The 14,923-nt window shown below is 58.3% G+C and carries 14 protein-coding genes; 5 read left to right on the top strand and 9 right to left on the bottom strand.

Annotated features, from left to right (window positions below):
• Positions 1-901: 901 nt before the first annotated feature.
• The 4 genes from C2L65_RS12025 to C2L65_RS12010 all read left to right on the top strand — a co-directional run bounded on the left by C2L65_RS12025 (position 902) and on the right by C2L65_RS12010 (position 5,819).
• Positions 902-2,899: an AAA family ATPase gene (locus tag C2L65_RS12025; RefSeq protein WP_081920892.1), complete on the top strand. Its 1,998-nt coding sequence runs from the start codon at positions 902-904 to the stop codon at positions 2,897-2,899.
• Between the two features lie 96 nt (positions 2,900-2,995).
• Positions 2,996-3,274 carry a hypothetical protein gene (locus C2L65_RS12020; protein ID WP_042307465.1) on the top strand — a complete coding sequence of 93 codons (279 nt, stop codon included), beginning with the start codon at positions 2,996-2,998 and terminating at the stop codon, positions 3,272-3,274.
• 700 nt (positions 3,275-3,974) lie between these two features.
• Complete coding sequence (locus C2L65_RS12015) at positions 3,975-4,883, top strand: hypothetical protein (RefSeq protein ID WP_156132287.1); 909 nt, start codon at positions 3,975-3,977, stop codon at positions 4,881-4,883.
• A gap of 516 nt (positions 4,884-5,399) precedes the next feature.
• A complete protein-coding gene (locus C2L65_RS12010; protein ID WP_042307469.1) occupies positions 5,400-5,819 on the top strand; it encodes an ester cyclase in 420 nt (139 codons plus the stop codon).
• A gap of 383 nt (positions 5,820-6,202) precedes the next feature.
• Here the strand turns inward: C2L65_RS12010 and C2L65_RS12005 are convergent, their stop codons facing one another.
• Entirely contained in the window at positions 6,203-6,619 is a 417-nt protein-coding gene (locus tag C2L65_RS12005; protein WP_052426869.1) for a hypothetical protein, read from the bottom strand.
• 24 nt (positions 6,620-6,643) lie between these two features.
• Entirely contained in the window at positions 6,644-7,054 is a 411-nt protein-coding gene (locus tag C2L65_RS12000) for a DUF1488 family protein (RefSeq protein WP_427910142.1), read from the bottom strand.
• Positions 7,055-8,096: 1,042 nt separating this feature from the next.
• Between C2L65_RS12000 and C2L65_RS11990 the strand changes: the two genes are divergently transcribed.
• Positions 8,097-8,615 carry a hypothetical protein gene (locus C2L65_RS11990; RefSeq protein ID WP_042307471.1) on the top strand — a complete coding sequence of 173 codons (519 nt, stop codon included), beginning with the start codon at positions 8,097-8,099 and terminating at the stop codon, positions 8,613-8,615.
• Positions 8,616-8,770: 155 nt separating this feature from the next.
• Here the strand turns inward: C2L65_RS11990 and C2L65_RS45455 are convergent, their stop codons facing one another.
• The 7 genes from C2L65_RS45455 to C2L65_RS11960 form a co-directional block, all read right to left on the bottom strand.
• Entirely contained in the window at positions 8,771-9,118 is a 348-nt protein-coding gene (locus tag C2L65_RS45455; RefSeq protein ID WP_156132288.1) for a hypothetical protein, read from the bottom strand.
• A 6-nt stretch (positions 9,119-9,124) separates the two neighbouring features.
• Positions 9,125-9,316, bottom strand: a complete 192-nt coding sequence (locus C2L65_RS11985; RefSeq protein ID WP_052426870.1) for a hypothetical protein — start codon at positions 9,314-9,316, stop codon at positions 9,125-9,127.
• The gene (locus tag C2L65_RS11980; protein ID WP_042307473.1) at positions 9,313-9,516 is read right to left on the bottom strand and encodes a hypothetical protein; all 204 of its coding nucleotides are present in this window, start codon (positions 9,514-9,516) and stop codon (positions 9,313-9,315) included. Before C2L65_RS11980 ends, C2L65_RS11985 begins: the two co-directional genes overlap by 4 nt.
• A gap of 300 nt (positions 9,517-9,816) precedes the next feature.
• On the bottom strand, positions 9,817-10,551 hold the full coding sequence (locus tag C2L65_RS11975; protein ID WP_042307475.1) for a hypothetical protein: 735 nt from the start codon (positions 10,549-10,551) through the stop codon (positions 9,817-9,819).
• 472 nt (positions 10,552-11,023) lie between these two features.
• A complete protein-coding gene (locus C2L65_RS11970) occupies positions 11,024-11,764 on the bottom strand; it encodes a hypothetical protein (RefSeq protein WP_156132289.1) in 741 nt (246 codons plus the stop codon).
• Between the two features lie 129 nt (positions 11,765-11,893).
• Positions 11,894-12,277, bottom strand: coding sequence for a hypothetical protein (locus C2L65_RS11965; RefSeq protein ID WP_156132290.1), 384 nt, complete (start codon positions 12,275-12,277; stop codon positions 11,894-11,896).
• Positions 12,278-12,370: 93 nt separating this feature from the next.
• Entirely contained in the window at positions 12,371-13,390 is a 1,020-nt protein-coding gene (locus C2L65_RS11960; protein WP_052426871.1) for an integrase domain-containing protein, read from the bottom strand.
• Positions 13,391-14,923 lie beyond the last annotated feature (1,533 nt).

Here is a 14,923-nt window from a genome sequence, read left to right as displayed (position 1 = left end):
TCGCGGTATGCACGGCCTTGTTCGGCGTCGGGGCATCACGGAATGGACGCTTCGCATGCGATGACTGAACCCCGGGCATGCATCGACGATGCTGCCCGGGCGACTTTCAGACCGTCGAACATCGCACGTATCAAACGAAAATCCCCCTGGAGGTATGTTTACTCCGGCGACATTGGCCGCTCGCGCTGCACTTTGCGACCTCCGCGATTGCCGCAGAGCTGACCGTCCGCGATGTCATAGCCACGCCACGTATGCACTCAACGCCGGTCTGCGAGCGTTGAACGGCCTGGAGCAGTAACGGCGGGCGCGTTAATCGACGGCCGTCGTTGATACGCGTTGCGGGTGCTCCTCGTGGGTTCGCGTGTCGTCGGGACTTGTCTGCGCACATTTCCAGGGAAATCACTGGCGCCGGGATTTTGCCAGTCAAGAACCGGGATGTAACGCCAGGCCTCGCTGGCGAAACACGCGATACCGCACATTTTTATTTTCCAGGTCGTCGACCAAGCGTAAATGCTTACGGCCTCGGCGGTTAGATTGAATACGCTACCTGGCCCCCCGCGGGACCTCAACGCACCGAGCGAATTCAAGTCGTGCACGCATCAGCGCGTAAAGGCGCCTTGCGTGGAATCAGGCATTTGTCCTCGTACGAACCCTCGCTTTCCTTTCCCAAGGCCGACCAGGTTGCACGAAGTGCAATGGCAGGAACACGCTCTTGCGTCGCAGCCTGCGTTGCCGATCAATAACCTGTTCCCCGGATGAAGCATCACTGCGCGTCGCACGTCTGGCAATTCAATGCCGACTTGCGTTGATGAAAGTGCATCAGACAATCGCTTTGTGAAACCCGCCTGCAACAGCCGGGGCACAAAAGGTATCCCGTAAAAACAATAGTCAAGGAGCGAACATGATCGGGTTCGTGGTTGTTTTCGTGCAAACACTTTGCCTGGGGCTGCCAGTCTACTGGGGGGCGATGATGCTTGCCTCAGTATGCGGCTACTACCACCCGGTGGGTGCGAACGGCTTCAAGTTTATGGTATGGACCGTCGTCGCTGCCTCGGCGATCGTTTTCGTGAGCGCCAGGCGCTGGGTCTGGACGCAGGTTGCCTTTGCGGTGCTGACTCTCGGAATGATGCGCCTGCTCATTGCCGGCAATGCATATAGCCTATATGCGGTACTTGTCTGGTGCGTGGGGCTGCTACTCATGGCATTCGAACGAAAACGGCAGAAGAGGCGTGTGAGTCAATCGCAGATGCGTCCTGTGCAGGCGAGCGTTCAGCAGTCAGGCAGCCCTGCCCCAGAGACGCAGCACGGGCAGACGGATTACAGCTACAGTCATCTGGTACAGCGTGCGCGATATAACTTCAGCGATATCGTCGGCATGGCGGATACCAAGAAGCGGCTACTGGCAGCAGCGAAGGAAATCCTGGCATCTCAGGATGGATACACGGGCAAGGCATTGCGTAAGTCCCCGAACCGGTCGCGCAACGGCATGCTGCTTTTTGGTGAGCCAGGCAACGGCAAGACACTGTTCGCTGAAGCGCTGGCGGGTGAGCTCAATGCAGCATTCCTGATGGTCTCATACGCAGACGTGGCATCGAAGTGGATCAACGAGACGCCGCAAAAAATCAGGGCGGTTTTTGAACAGGCGCGGCGCATGCCCGGTTGCGTGCTGTTTTTCGACGAATTCGATTCGCTGATCAAGGCCAGAGATAGCGGACAGACGCACTCGATGGACCGGGACAATGTCAACGTGGTGCTGTCCGAGATTGTGGCACTGCGCGGCACATCCGTCGTACTGGTGGCTGCCAGCAACTTCATCGACAGCAGCCTCGTGGATCAGGCGGCGATCCGCGAAGGCCGCTTTGACTACAAGATCGAAGTGCCGCCGCCCGACTTCGAGGCGCGCAAGGCGATTCTCGACAAGAGTATCTATACAGCGCTGGGCAGGGGGAGTGTTGACGCGGAGACGGTAGCGAGCCTTGCGCAACGCTGGGAAGGCTTCAGCGCGAGCCGCCTCGATTCGCTGGGAGGGCAGCTCCGGGAAATGCGCGACGAGGGTGTGTCCGGAAGGGGGCGCGTGACATTCGATGTTGCCATGCAGGCCATGCGGCTCTTGCAGGGGCGCAAGGGCAAGCTGCCGGAGGGGGTGAAACCGATAAGCGAGATTATCATGCCCGCGCAGTCACGAGACGCGCTACGCGACCTCGCCTTCAGGATGAAGAATGTGTTCAACCTCGAGAAGATCGGTGGCCGCATTCCAACAGGACTCGTGTTTGCCGGCCCTCCTGGAACCGGCAAGACCCAGGCGGCCATGTCACTCGCGAAAGAAAGCGGTTACGCGTTTCTCGCAACGACGGGCGCGCAGATCATTGCCCAGCCCGATTCGTGGGACAGACTGGTGCGTGAAGCGCGGGATATCCGTCCGACCGTGGTCCTACTGGACGAAGGGGAGGACCTGAGTCGCGACCGGCGGCATTCGGCTGTTGCCGCGCTTACCAACAAGATACTTACCACGCTGGACGGTGCGGAGGGCCGGGTGCGCGATGTCGTCTACATTCTCGCGACTAATCATTATGACCAGATCGATCCGGCGCTCGCACGTGGAGGACGGTTCGAGGAGACGATCATGTTCGACGTACCCGTCGAAGAGGACATGACGCAATATGTCAGAACCAGGCTCAAGCAACTGGCTGGCCGCAATTACGTGATCATGCCAGGTACGCGCGGACGCCTGAATGTGCTCCTCACCGGACAGTCGATAGCAGACGCTGATGCTGTCCTCCAGAAGACAATCGACGCCGCCGCCGTGCGTGCGCTGCGCGAAAGCGTCAGCGAAATCCGCGCAGCAGACGTCGATCTCGCGGTCGCCAGCGTATTCGCCTGTCGGAACGCCCGGCAGTAGTGCGATCGGGCGACGTATGAACCTCGCGTCCCCTTGCGGCCTGTCACGCAAGGCTAGACACAAACCCATCATCTGAAAAGGCAAAGGAGATCCTGCATGCCGCAATTCACTGAGGGCGACGACCTCACTGTACTCATACGTTTCGTGCGTGCGCTGGCTCTTGTTCTGCTCACACTTGCGACGCTCGCGATAACTCTCGCGATGTTCTGGAGGGATGTCGGGCTTGATTCGTTCTTTGATCGATGGCTTGGCCACTGGCCCGAGTGGCAATTGACCGCTCTGGCGACCGTTATGATTTTCTTGTCCATCGCCGCGCTGCGCGGTACACAAAGATCGGAGGCGCGGTACCGGACGCGCGGCACCCGCATCCGTTGAGGTCTCAGAAGCGCCTTTCGAAACAGCGGAGGGGCTAGACTGCCGCTCCTTCGCCATGTTCTCGGTTTGCCCTGATCCGATGGCGAATCGACATTGGACTGCAGATACAGCTCGGCCTCGTAAACAACGTGTCGGAGGAAATCCTGGTGAGATCGCCGCAATTGACGGCGTTCTGCCAGGCCGCCGCGCACGTTGCCACGTCAGATCTGCTGGGCACATCCGCACGTTCACACGCGTGTTCACGCGCGCTTCTTCCCGTAGCCATCACTTTGCATTGCGGTAACCGTGACAGTGATCATTCCATTACGCTGATCTCCCGATCGCGTGATCGCTTGGCGGACGGGGCCGAAACTTTTGGCCTGGATCCTCATCGCTGTACATGCACCACGTCTGCTGTCCTACTCGTTTGCTGCATCTGTTGCCGGCAGCTCCCAGCGGCCTCCGCCTATACCGGCGTCTATTCAGACTGAATTGCCTTTCATCTCTCTCGTCGTGTTCATCTTTGTTCGCACGATTGCGCGCTGGCAATGCGCGCCTGTTGCCATTTTCCTCGAGAACCTGGCGTTCCTATTCTTCGATGACGACGTTCCCGGTCAAGGCGACTTGCGTCGAGAAACTTGGGGTCGACACTGTTCATGCGGTCCACATTAACCAGTTCCGCTGACTTCGCGACTACTAACGCATTCATTCGGAGATGTTCATGAATAAGACGATTCGTATGTTAGATGTACTATTTTCACAGGCACTCTGCTGCACACTCTTTGTCGACTGGACATGGAGGTTATCCCGTGACCTTGCAGCAGGTCTTATTTTTACGTCGACTGAACGGGGTCCCACATTGCTGGTCGGCGTAGCGGTCGCTTTGTTGCTGCGCTCGGCATTCGGCCGTTGGGGCTTCTTTCGATGGATGGCACGAGTGACTCTGGGAATGGCCGTCATGCACATTCTCATTCCGTTCGATTGGTTGGCGGCTCTCGCAGTTTTTCTTACGACCTTTGCAGTTATGCTCGACGTGGTGGTTTTGATGGGACAGGGTCAGTCTGAGTGGGTTGCGCGCTGCAGTTCTACCGGCTCGGGTGAGAATAATTGGGGTGGCGATTACCCTCAATTTGACAGGAATCTCGGGGTTCTGAAACACACGCGACGGGAATTCGTGAACGTGGGCGAGGAAGAAACAGCGAGCCGTGTGGGGAGTCGCGACCATGGCATCTTGTCGCCGCCGGCGACGATCGTGGTGGCTATAGAGCATGGGGTCAAGGCGCAAGAGAACGTGGCCGTCGCCTCCAAGAACCTGCTGGTCGAAGATGCGGCGGTGGATCGCGCAAACTCGCTGGACAGCATCGAGTGTGACCGGGTCGAGCGTGATGCCATTGCGTCCTACGTACGCGTGCAGTTGCGGATGATGGCCGGAGAGACCCTCGCTGTTTCGCGTTATGTGATGCAGTATGCGGTGAGCGTGATGCAAGGCATGTCCGCCTCGGAGGTGGACGCCGCTTTGCAGCGAGTCGTGTACGCGGCGGCGTTGCGTCAGCGCAGGGAAGGGGACACGACCATCACCGTCGAGGATGTCCGCGCTGCACTTCGCAGCATCTCTCACGGATCGGCGTAGTTTCGTTATGGATGGTCGGCGGAGTGAGGCCGCGTGGGTATTCGATCTGCTCGACCAAAATTGCGAGTGTTACAGCACGATTGGTTAGCAATTGCTGATTGTGGGGGGAACGCACCAGCCGTTTTGCGGTGTGTTTCATCCGCCCGCGACTTCCGATCCAGGTTCGCATGTCTGTAGCGCTAGGGTTTCGAGTAAATGCTTGCATAGCAAGGGGAACTGCTGAACCGCGCTATATCCAAGTGAGCCGAAAATCCGCAGCCATCTACGGCCATTCGGCCAATCTATGGACCAGCCGGTTGAACGTCGGCTCCTGCCCGGATAGCTGACGGCTACCCGCGTCCGAGAACTGGACGCTTGCGCGGTTCGACGTGCTACCCCGCGCGGCTTCCAGTCGAGCCCACTAAAATTGGATTCGTCGGGTGTCTGCCGTATGCAGAAACCTCAACACTGCGGCCCACCCGGGACCGGCTAGGCTCGGTCCATTTATTCCACCGACAGGCAGGAGGCCATCATTCTATGCACGAGATCAGCGGTGTTGTTCGCGAGTTTGTCGAGGAGGTCCTGAACCAGGGGCGGATCGATGCCGCCGACCGGCTTGTCTGGGATGACATGGTCGAGCACGTCCCCTTCCCCGGCCAAGGTCCCGGTCTCCAAGGTCTCAAGGATGTCCTGCGAGGGATGCGGGCCGCGTTCCCGGATATGCACTGGCACATCGAGGAACAGCTCACCGAGGGTGACCGCGTGCTGACCCGCTTCGAGTGGACGGGCACTCACCGGGGAGAGTTTCTCGGCGTGCCTGCTACGGGGCAGTTGGTAAGGGTGTGGGGCATGGTCATCGACCGCATTCAGGACGGCAGGATTAAGGAAACCCGCATCATCATGGACATGCTCGGACTGATGATACAACTCGGCGCGGTTCTCCCACCGGGCCAATGAAACCGAGATGGACGAGCACGCGCCGGCCGGCACGCTGGCACCGATGACCGCAGGTATCCTGGAAGCTGTCGTCCAGGGGGCGGGTACGAATGACGGGAGTGGGTCAAATACTGTCCTCTGGACGCGCAAAGCTGCCGTTCGACCTGATCGTGTGCTCGACATCAGCAGTACTAATCATGACCGCCGTTGAACGATGGTCGCGCCAACGGCGGCTTCATGGCCGACGTCTTGTCATCAAGCGAAAATATTGAGCGTCCGCTCGACGTCCCGTACCTACCGTGGCGAATGTGACGACACTACCGATGGTATCTGCCCAGAGACACGCGTCGGCCGGGAGCGGGTAGTTCGCAGGGGACCACTACCTCGCACACGGCGCTCGGGGTCTACATGCGTCGCAGTCTCGCGGCGCACCTGTCGTGAATCTCACAGACGACCGGAACACGGTAGTCGAGCCGCCAGCCATCAGTAAACAGCGACGCCAGTGTCTTTTCCGTCCTGAGCTCGATTGTTGCGAGGACATCGGGTGCGAACTCGGCGGCTATCCGTGCGATGCTGATGCGTTCCTGCCATTCAAATTGCGCGCCGTTGGCGTGCAGCCAGATACGAGACAGTTCGACCAGGTGATCCGTCTTGAGCCAGTCTCCCGTGCGCGCCATGGCGACAAGCTCACCAACCACGAAATAGCAGAGCATCTCCGCGCGCGATTCGTCGTCGAAGATCATCGGCATGGACAGGATGACATTGGGGCGCGCGGTATTGCCGGTGAGGATGCCGTTCGCCCGCGAGCGGTCGACATGCATCGGGCGACGATTTGCATCATGCACTCAAGGTCGCCCGAAATCGCCCGCTGTCAACTCGAGCTGCGCGGTCGGATGGGCAAGCACCTTTCGTTCGGCGATCGCCCGGATGCGGCCGTATCCGTTGCAGAAGGCTCTCAGGATGCGAACGTCATCGGCGTCGGGTTCAAGCCAGAAGTATTCTCGCAGTGCCTTGATCGTGACCATGCATTCAACCGTGCCAGTTGGGCGGGACAGGTTGAATGACACGCCGCGACGGCCGGCAAGCACGTGGGGTTCGACTTCGAGGGTTTCCATGGCAATCAGCGAGCAATGCACAAAACGCGTGAATGATTGTTGCACAGACGATGCGGCTTGAATATTGGGGTTCTGTGGTTTTGGGAATTCTCTGAGGGCCGCTAGCCTTGGCGAAAACATCACGGTGAACGTGCGTTTCATGGCGCGTCACCTTACACGGTGGCATGGTCGTTTAACTCATTGTTAAGGTTGCGATACAAAAATCAAGCGAGCGGCGCTCGCGATCTTGCGGAGCTTTCTGAGCGACAGGATCGGCGAAGGTGGCCGTCACTTTGACGGCGCGCGGTTTAGACGCGATCGTTCAACTTGCAATCACGCTGAATAGTCAACGCGTATCCGCCCATGCCCGCACGCTGATGCGCGGTGGCGGCGGTCCATGCGCGGCGTGCAGACGCGCGGAGCCGGTCAGCCTTCTCGTTCCGAGGAATTGGCTTCGGTTCGCCGAGTTGGGCAGTGTGCTTGTGGACATGCGCGGTTAGAGCCTCGACAATTCGGTCGGCCTCGACGCCCAGATCGGCTGCCAGGATCGGACCAACTCGGGTCGGCCAGTTGAGCCACGCATCGCGTTGCGCCCGGAACTCCTGGAAGAGGATTGCTGTTGTGGTATCCAGATCGACGAGCGACCTGTACTTTCGTTCATATTCGAGCTGAGCAATCAGCCCGAGGTAGTTCTCTTTGAAGCAGCGCGCCTCGTCGAAAAATTGAGCAGATCGACGTTATCTTACATTCACCACTTCTTCGTTTGCGGCGTTTCATCGTCTGAACCGGTCGCTCGCACCCAGAACACACAACCGCGTTCGCAGTCTGCCTGCACGGTAACGCGACAACCTCGCAGACAAACGGCGTGTGAGGTTCCATTTATGGGGCCACCCCAATACTTGCATTCTCGGCAGGGGTGCTTCGTGCCGTAGGGTTTGGATAAATTTGGCATGGCGGCAACGACTGTATGAATAGACAGTTGTCTAGCCGGTCACAACTCGCAAGAGCTCCGACTTTCATGGCAGCTCGACGAGAGGTCAGTTCTGCTCGGTGTAGCATCGCCACTCGCACTGCATAAATCGGGGTAGCCTAACGCGAAGGACCGACTAGAATGTCCGAATGGCAAGCGAAGCCGCAAAGCTGATTTTTTTCAGAAGTAACGGTCAGTGTTGGGACGTTTCAATTCCTTCATCGGAGGAATGCTGTGACGTGCCTGAACGGAAGGATTGTCGGCGTACTATTTTTTGTGCTGAGCGGATATGCGTTCGCGGACGGCCCAATCATCAATTCGCCCGAAGAGATGACGGTTGCGAACATCGAGCCTATGTCCATGGAGCGTGTTCTGCCGATTCCGGAACCGTTAGGCTATTTGCAGCGCTATGAGATGGAATTCCAGGCAAGTCAAGGAAGGCCGTTTTACGGGCAAATCGAGGGCTTCTATAGCGCACAGGTAACGCGCGAGGTTCGATTCGGCACCGGGAAAGCGATACCAATGCCTGAGCCGGCACCACACCAAGCGTCGGATTTTTTACATCCGGGTCAGTCGACGGCGCCGCAACTCTCCCTCGTCGAGTTGCCAAACCCGACTCTTACGCTTCGTGCGCAACCGCAGCGAAGACTCTCGTTGACAGTGGATGATTGGGTTTTTTCTGGCACGGCGCGCGTCGCGGTTCTTGGTGCGCGCAGTACGGGCGCGACATTTTCCGTTCGGCACGGCTTTTAGTCCGACGCATGCAGTTAGTTCGACGTGCGCCGGAAGATCCGCATGGATGCATGCAATATATCGCGCGTACTGATAGGTATCATGGCGGCTCAAGGAGGCCGTTATGTGCATCTATATGAACGCCGCGAAATTGCAAGAAAAGTCCGCGTGGACCTCTAGGGCATCACCGGCAGTGCGTAGAACCACATCCGCGTAGACCGCCGCGTGCGATAACGTTCCTTTGTGTGTCTAGGCGGTTTTACGGATGACCGGCGGCTTCCAGGAGCCATCGGGGATGCCCTGCCGATCACATGCACGGGCAGGGTGATCCGCGCAAGTTGCACCCGTTGCGCCGATTCGTGCAGCAGCGCCGCCGTGTCTGCGCACGCGGCATTTTCGCTGAAGCGTCCCGCCAGTCCGATTATCACATCTCTTGCCCACGGTACGCGCGCGTTGCGGTTCCAGTCCGGCATTGTCGCGGACGGCTGCATCGTCGTGCGGCCGACGAAGGCGATGCGATCCACGGCTGTCTACTGCACGAGCAGTTCGTGGGCGCCGAGTTTGTTCCAGTCGCCGTGCGGAATGGTGTGATCGGTGTCGGGCCGTCGGACGATCCCTTGCAGGGGCGGCAACGCGTTGCTGTTCGCGCACGATGTCAGAGACGGCGCGGCGAGCACCTGCGCCAGCGCCGCGAAAATGGCTCGAAATGAAGACAGGGTCATAGGCGCTCGAACATCGTTCCGACGTAGTGGCGCGAAATGAACTGACCTCCCGGGTCAAAACCCTCCTTGCCCATGCAACGTGCGTAATAGAATTCCACGAGCGGCTTGTCCTTGTCGTGGACCAGGCAGTCTTTCAGGCCGAGGATTCTCCTTTCCGGATAATTTTGACAACCGCGGGAAAGCTTCAGTTTGAGGTTCAAGGATTGTCTGCATGGTGCATAGAGGGATAAAGCGGGCAGGCGACGGGACGGCCTGCGTGCAGAACCAACTGGGCACCCACAATCCGTGAAAGGATAGTAAGTCATCCTGCGTTGAAGCGCCGCTGTCCATCAGGACAACAAAGTTCGCGGGACGCGGACCCAGTGCGGCGACTTGTTGCTGTCTGACTCGGTCTTTTCGACAGATGCTACAGGGACACAAGCACCCTTCGTGGCCGGCAGATATTTCTGCTGACCACAAGGGTAGATCTATGGAAGCGGCGTCTCGATTGCCGCTTCCGGCTAACGGGTGGTCCGCACGCTAGCGCTGGAGTTTCGTTGAATCAACCCAAGGCAACGAGCGAAAAAGCCGGGTTTTTTGGGGTCTTTCGTCGCCAACATTTGCTTCGTCTCCTTGAGAATTTCAGTGTAACGTTTGTCCAGTTCTGGATCGGCTAATAACGCCGAAAATCCCGCGGCAAGTTGCTTCGGATTAAGGCGTTGGGCGCCGGCGGGGCATAGAAGAAAGTGCAATGGGCTGATGTAGTGGATGCCTCCTTTCACGAAAAGACGCCCGTGGCTTCCGAACAGCTTTGTCGCTAAGGGCGTCAGCTCGGTCACCAGGCGGTGATCAAGGGTCATATTCTCGCCCGCTTTGATCAGTTTCCTGGATAGTGACGGATTGCTAACAAGTTCATCGGGATAGGTGCAGACAGCAATCACAGGCTTACATTCCTCCGTATGAAAATATTCGCCGATCTCCATGACTTGTGTTCCCGATTCAGTAATACGGTGCCATTCGGGAAAGGAATAGAATTCGTACAGCTGGCGATACGATTCGGATCCGGTAATCTTATCGACTGAACTGCGGAAATATTGATCGAAATCTTCTCCCGACCCGGGATCATACAGTTCCATGGCGGCGGCGATGCTCGCAATGCAGGCAATAAGGCGAGCAGGCATCGGTCCATACTGGAAGCCAGGCACTTCGCGGGCAACCTTGTTCAAAAGCAGTAACATTTGTCGCGTGGTAAGCATAAGACATCCTCAAGAAAATAACTGGGTGGACCGACCTAGATGCGTTGGTCACAGGGAACGAGGCATTGCGGGTACGGCAGAGGGAATGCGTAGACCTGATTTATTTATGATTTAGGGATGTCACTGCCCGTCGATGAAGACGCACGCGCGATGTTTCTATTTCTCGCGCGAGGTCGTGTGATTTTTTCTGCCACTTGGGACAGAAAAACCGGCGCTGTCCAAGACGTTCACGCATGCGCATTGCGCGAAGGCCAGGGCATTGCGGAGACGATTTGCGCATCAGCAGGCGAAATATCACTTGTCTACGTGGCGCGCTCATACCACGGGAATTCATCCTGTCCAACTCCGCAAATAAGTATTCTTTTGTGCCTATCCAGCCCATCACAGCTCCTGTGCAGACTGCGTGAGCCGTTCGCTCACGCAGAGATTGATCAAAGTCACGCTTCGGATACAGGTAATGCATCCGGGATGCTTATCGGCTCGTCTTTTGGATGCGAGGTAGGCCCAGCGCATCGTAGACGGGCCCAAATTCACGCGCTGCAGCGACCACAGTGCGCGCCGCCATCAGCCGGCGGCCGAAGCCAAGAAGCCTCTTTTCGCGTACGCCTTTCTCGCGTGCCGCGCGGAATTCGCCTTCAATATCGGCGCCGTTCATCAGCGCGCTTACCGAAAGCTGGTGTACCTGTGCTTCTTCGAATGCGCGCGACGCATTCATCACGGTGGGTACGATCAGGCCTTCAAGTTGCCTTTCGTGCAGGTTCGAGAACAGCTCGGCGAACGCTGACTCCGTTGGAGTGTTGCGCGGGCAGTCGACGAGCAGCACGTGACATTTCCCGGGTTCAATGCTGGCGGGCACAATCGCGTTGAGCAGTGCAACGCTGTTGTGCTGAGCCTCCAGGTCTGGCGATACGATCACGACGATGCAGTCGAGTTCGACCAGCGCATTCTTGCGTTCGTCCAGGAACGTTGCAAGCTGGGGCAGCGCGCGCGGCGAGACATCGAGCAACCCTCCATCAGGAGTGCAAATCAAAGCGCAATAGGGCTCTTCGATTTCGCCGGGCGGGCTGAGCCTCTCGTCCGTGTCGCTGGTCTTGTTGGGCGGAAGCATGCCGTGGCGCTTGAGAACGGCGCCACGATAGCCGTGGAGAATCTCGGTCGTGCCGGATTGAGCGAGATTGTCGGATGTGCGTGCGATGATGCAGATCGAAGGCATTTGCATTCCTTATGGTGTTGATTGGTGCGTAAAGAACATGAGTCAGTAATCGTGTCGGCAGCCACAAGCCGGGCCATCTCAAGGGCGACCTCGTTGTCGCCCCGCATGTGGTACCCAGGGAGAATTGGGTCAGGACGTTTTCGTCGTGACCGGTGCCTTGCGTTTCTTTTTCGCACGCTTCGCGCGGCGCGGAGCGCTGAGTGCCGCGAGCGCCTCCCGGTCATAGCCGCTACGCAGAAGAATCAGGCGGACGACGCCGAGCGCGAGTGAAGCTTCCTCGAAACGAACGGCGCCGTCGACATCGCAATGTCGGGAAAATTCCACAAGCGTGTCCTCTCCAATGTCGGTCACCGAGCCGGGTGTTTCGCCACGCCCGATAACAAAATCGGCGAAGCGTTGCCAGTGCGGAATCAGAACGCTTTCGGCATGCGCGTCCCATCCTTCAGCTTTGATCACATCGCGTGCTCTCTCATGCAGCCATACACCGACTCTAGTTTTGTGAGTTTCATTCATTTTGGTATCCTTAATACGTTTGACTGCGGTTGAAATATCAACTCTTGGTGTTGGCGAGCCTGGCGAACCAGCTGACTCGCCAAGGGTGCGCCGTTATGCCTTTCTGAATTTCATGCGACGGTTCGAGCGAATCATTCGTTGCGGCCCGGGCAGATCTCGGCCCATCATCGTCTTGGCTGGCTTGCGCGGAATGCGCCGGGGGATCACAACGGATGCGAACAGGTGCCGGATTTCCTGCAAATAGGTATTGAGGATCATCTGAGCCCGCGCACCGTGTCCGAGCGAAGCAGAAACGCGGTCCACTGTCGTTTCGGGGCTTACGCCCTCATCAAGGTGCGCAAGCGCGAGGTTGACGGCGTGGCTGTAGCGCAAAGAATGTGAAGAGAGCTGACCTCGGATCCCGGCGGCGTAAAGCCAGTCGCGCAACCGGCTGCGCGCGGTGCGGAGGTCGTCGTCGGCGCCAGTGATCAGGTTATTGTTGTGAGCCTGGCAATACTCCAGCGCGGATTCGAGGGCGCGAATGGTCTGCGCGCGCAGACCGCGGATAATCTCGATCTCACGATAACGGTTTGTCTTTGCGCCGTATTGAAAGGGCAGCCGGTCCGCGCCCGCCCTGACCAGGGCAAGCCAGCCTTGGAGTTCGCGCGCGCTCCGCAACGCTTCGACGCATCGCAGTCCTAGATAGAACATCAGACAAAGAAGGTGTGCAAGCCCCTCATCAATAGCGCGCGCACGTTCAATGGTTTGTGCGAATTCTGCGTGTGTTTGTGCACGGCGCGCGCCTTTGCGATTGCGGCGGGGTACACCAAGCGCATCGTTGGAACATGCAGTGTTCACGATACCGGCGCCTGCTTCGTCGAGGAGAACGCGAATGGCGGTGGTCATGTTACGTGCATGTCCCGCCTTCACTCCACGACAGAGTTGTGTCTGCACGAACAGCGCGATGGCCCACATTGGCGTGTTGCGAATGTGGGGAACTTTGATGCCAAGTTCGCCAAGGAAGACCAGCAGCGGCTCGATCAGTTGCCAGCGATTGATGATCGTTCGTGCAGCGCCGCCCCGATAGTGGGAGTAGTCGCGAGAGGCGTGCGAAAGACGTGACTTCTGCCCCATGGTGTTCTTCTCCTTAAGAACGTGTTAGCAAACAAGAAAATGTGTTTGGGTAAATCACACGTCCCTGCGGCGAAAGGCCACACGGACGCGACCCCTACACGGCGCGATGCCGTGTCTGTTGCTCTGGATGGAGTGCACCGGTGCAGCAGGCCGCCCTGGGGCAGGGGCGGGTGCGCGCGGGGCTTGCGGATTTATGGGCGGGGAACGTTAAGATGAGGTCCCTCGAAGGTGAGGGAATTGCAGCAGTCACGCCAGTTGGGGGAGTGAGGCCCGCAGACTTTTCGCCGTGTGAAATGCGAGCACGCGCACGATGGCTCGAGGCGCGCGCTTTAGGCGAAGTCTGACGCATGGCTGCGTCGAGGGGCTTTGAGAATGCCGCAAAAGCACGGCATAAGGAGAAGCGATTGCCCCGCATAGCGGAAGCACTCGTTCACTTGATGTACTGATTGATCTGTGGGTTTTGCGGAAAGCGCCACAAGGCGCATGGCGGACTGCACTGTCTACATACCGTGACACATCCAGCATCGCTGGCATCGTCACGCATTATGCGTTAATGCGTCCAGGATGGCGGGAGCCATCAACAGGTCTGAACCTGTTTTTGCAATTCATAACGTGCCGGACAACAGGCACACTACATTCATGGAGGAACTGGCGCAAAGGCGCTGTACAACTGCCGAGCGAACGGCGGATTTTAAAGCAATATTCTCAATGCGGATCAATCATAACCGTATTTGGTTGTGCGTGCAAGCACAATGTGCGAAATCATCATGGGCTACTGCGGGTTGGCGCGGCCGACTAAAACTGCATCCCGCAGGATCTCGCCCTGGCGCAACGGCCGCGTAGTTGAGGATGCAGGGCGCGGTGCAAGCCAGCTAAAGTGATCGCGGCAGTATTGCGCCCAGCGGCAGTGCATTGCCAAAGGATTTTTTTGGGTGGTCGAGGCGTGCCGTACACAGCCAGGACTGCTGTGCGGCCTGGTCGCGGCCGAGATCTGCACATTTCAGAACCGGCTCGCCTGCGGCGCCCTTCGTTGAGCCTTCGCCCACCTCCACCGTGAACGACGCCTTTTGCCACAAAAAGCGAACGTTCCGGCCCAACACGCACCAGCGGGAAATGCAAAGGCAGATCCCCAACCCCGAACGCCATTTTCCGACGCAAGCGCGCACAGTCAGGCGTCGCAACAACCCATGATTTCGAGCCCTGTCGCCCGGGGGGCGGCTGCACGAACCGTATATGAACGCATGTGGTCTGCTTCCGCCCGTACGCACCCGTCACGGGCGGGCTGATGCGCCGCTTCCATTCGCGGGTCTCACGCCTGATGCCGACGAGAAAGAAATGCTCGTGCCGCGGCAAACTTTTGCATTGCCCGGCCCCCGTACTGGCCATCGGGAGCGATTCATGCACGGGTGGCGCGGCAGCAGCGCTGCACATGCACCGACGACAGGCTGACCGATGCGGGTGCCATGGAGCCGGAATTTCCGCCCGGCGTTACCGGGTTTCTGGCCGGTTTTTTGTGCCCCGACGCACAGAAAA

The organism is Paraburkholderia terrae, from assembly GCF_002902925.1.
Taxonomy (GTDB): domain Bacteria; phylum Pseudomonadota; class Gammaproteobacteria; order Burkholderiales; family Burkholderiaceae; genus Paraburkholderia; species Paraburkholderia terrae.
Note: the sequence above shows the minus strand (reverse complement) of the source record. Positions and strands in the feature narration are given on the sequence as shown.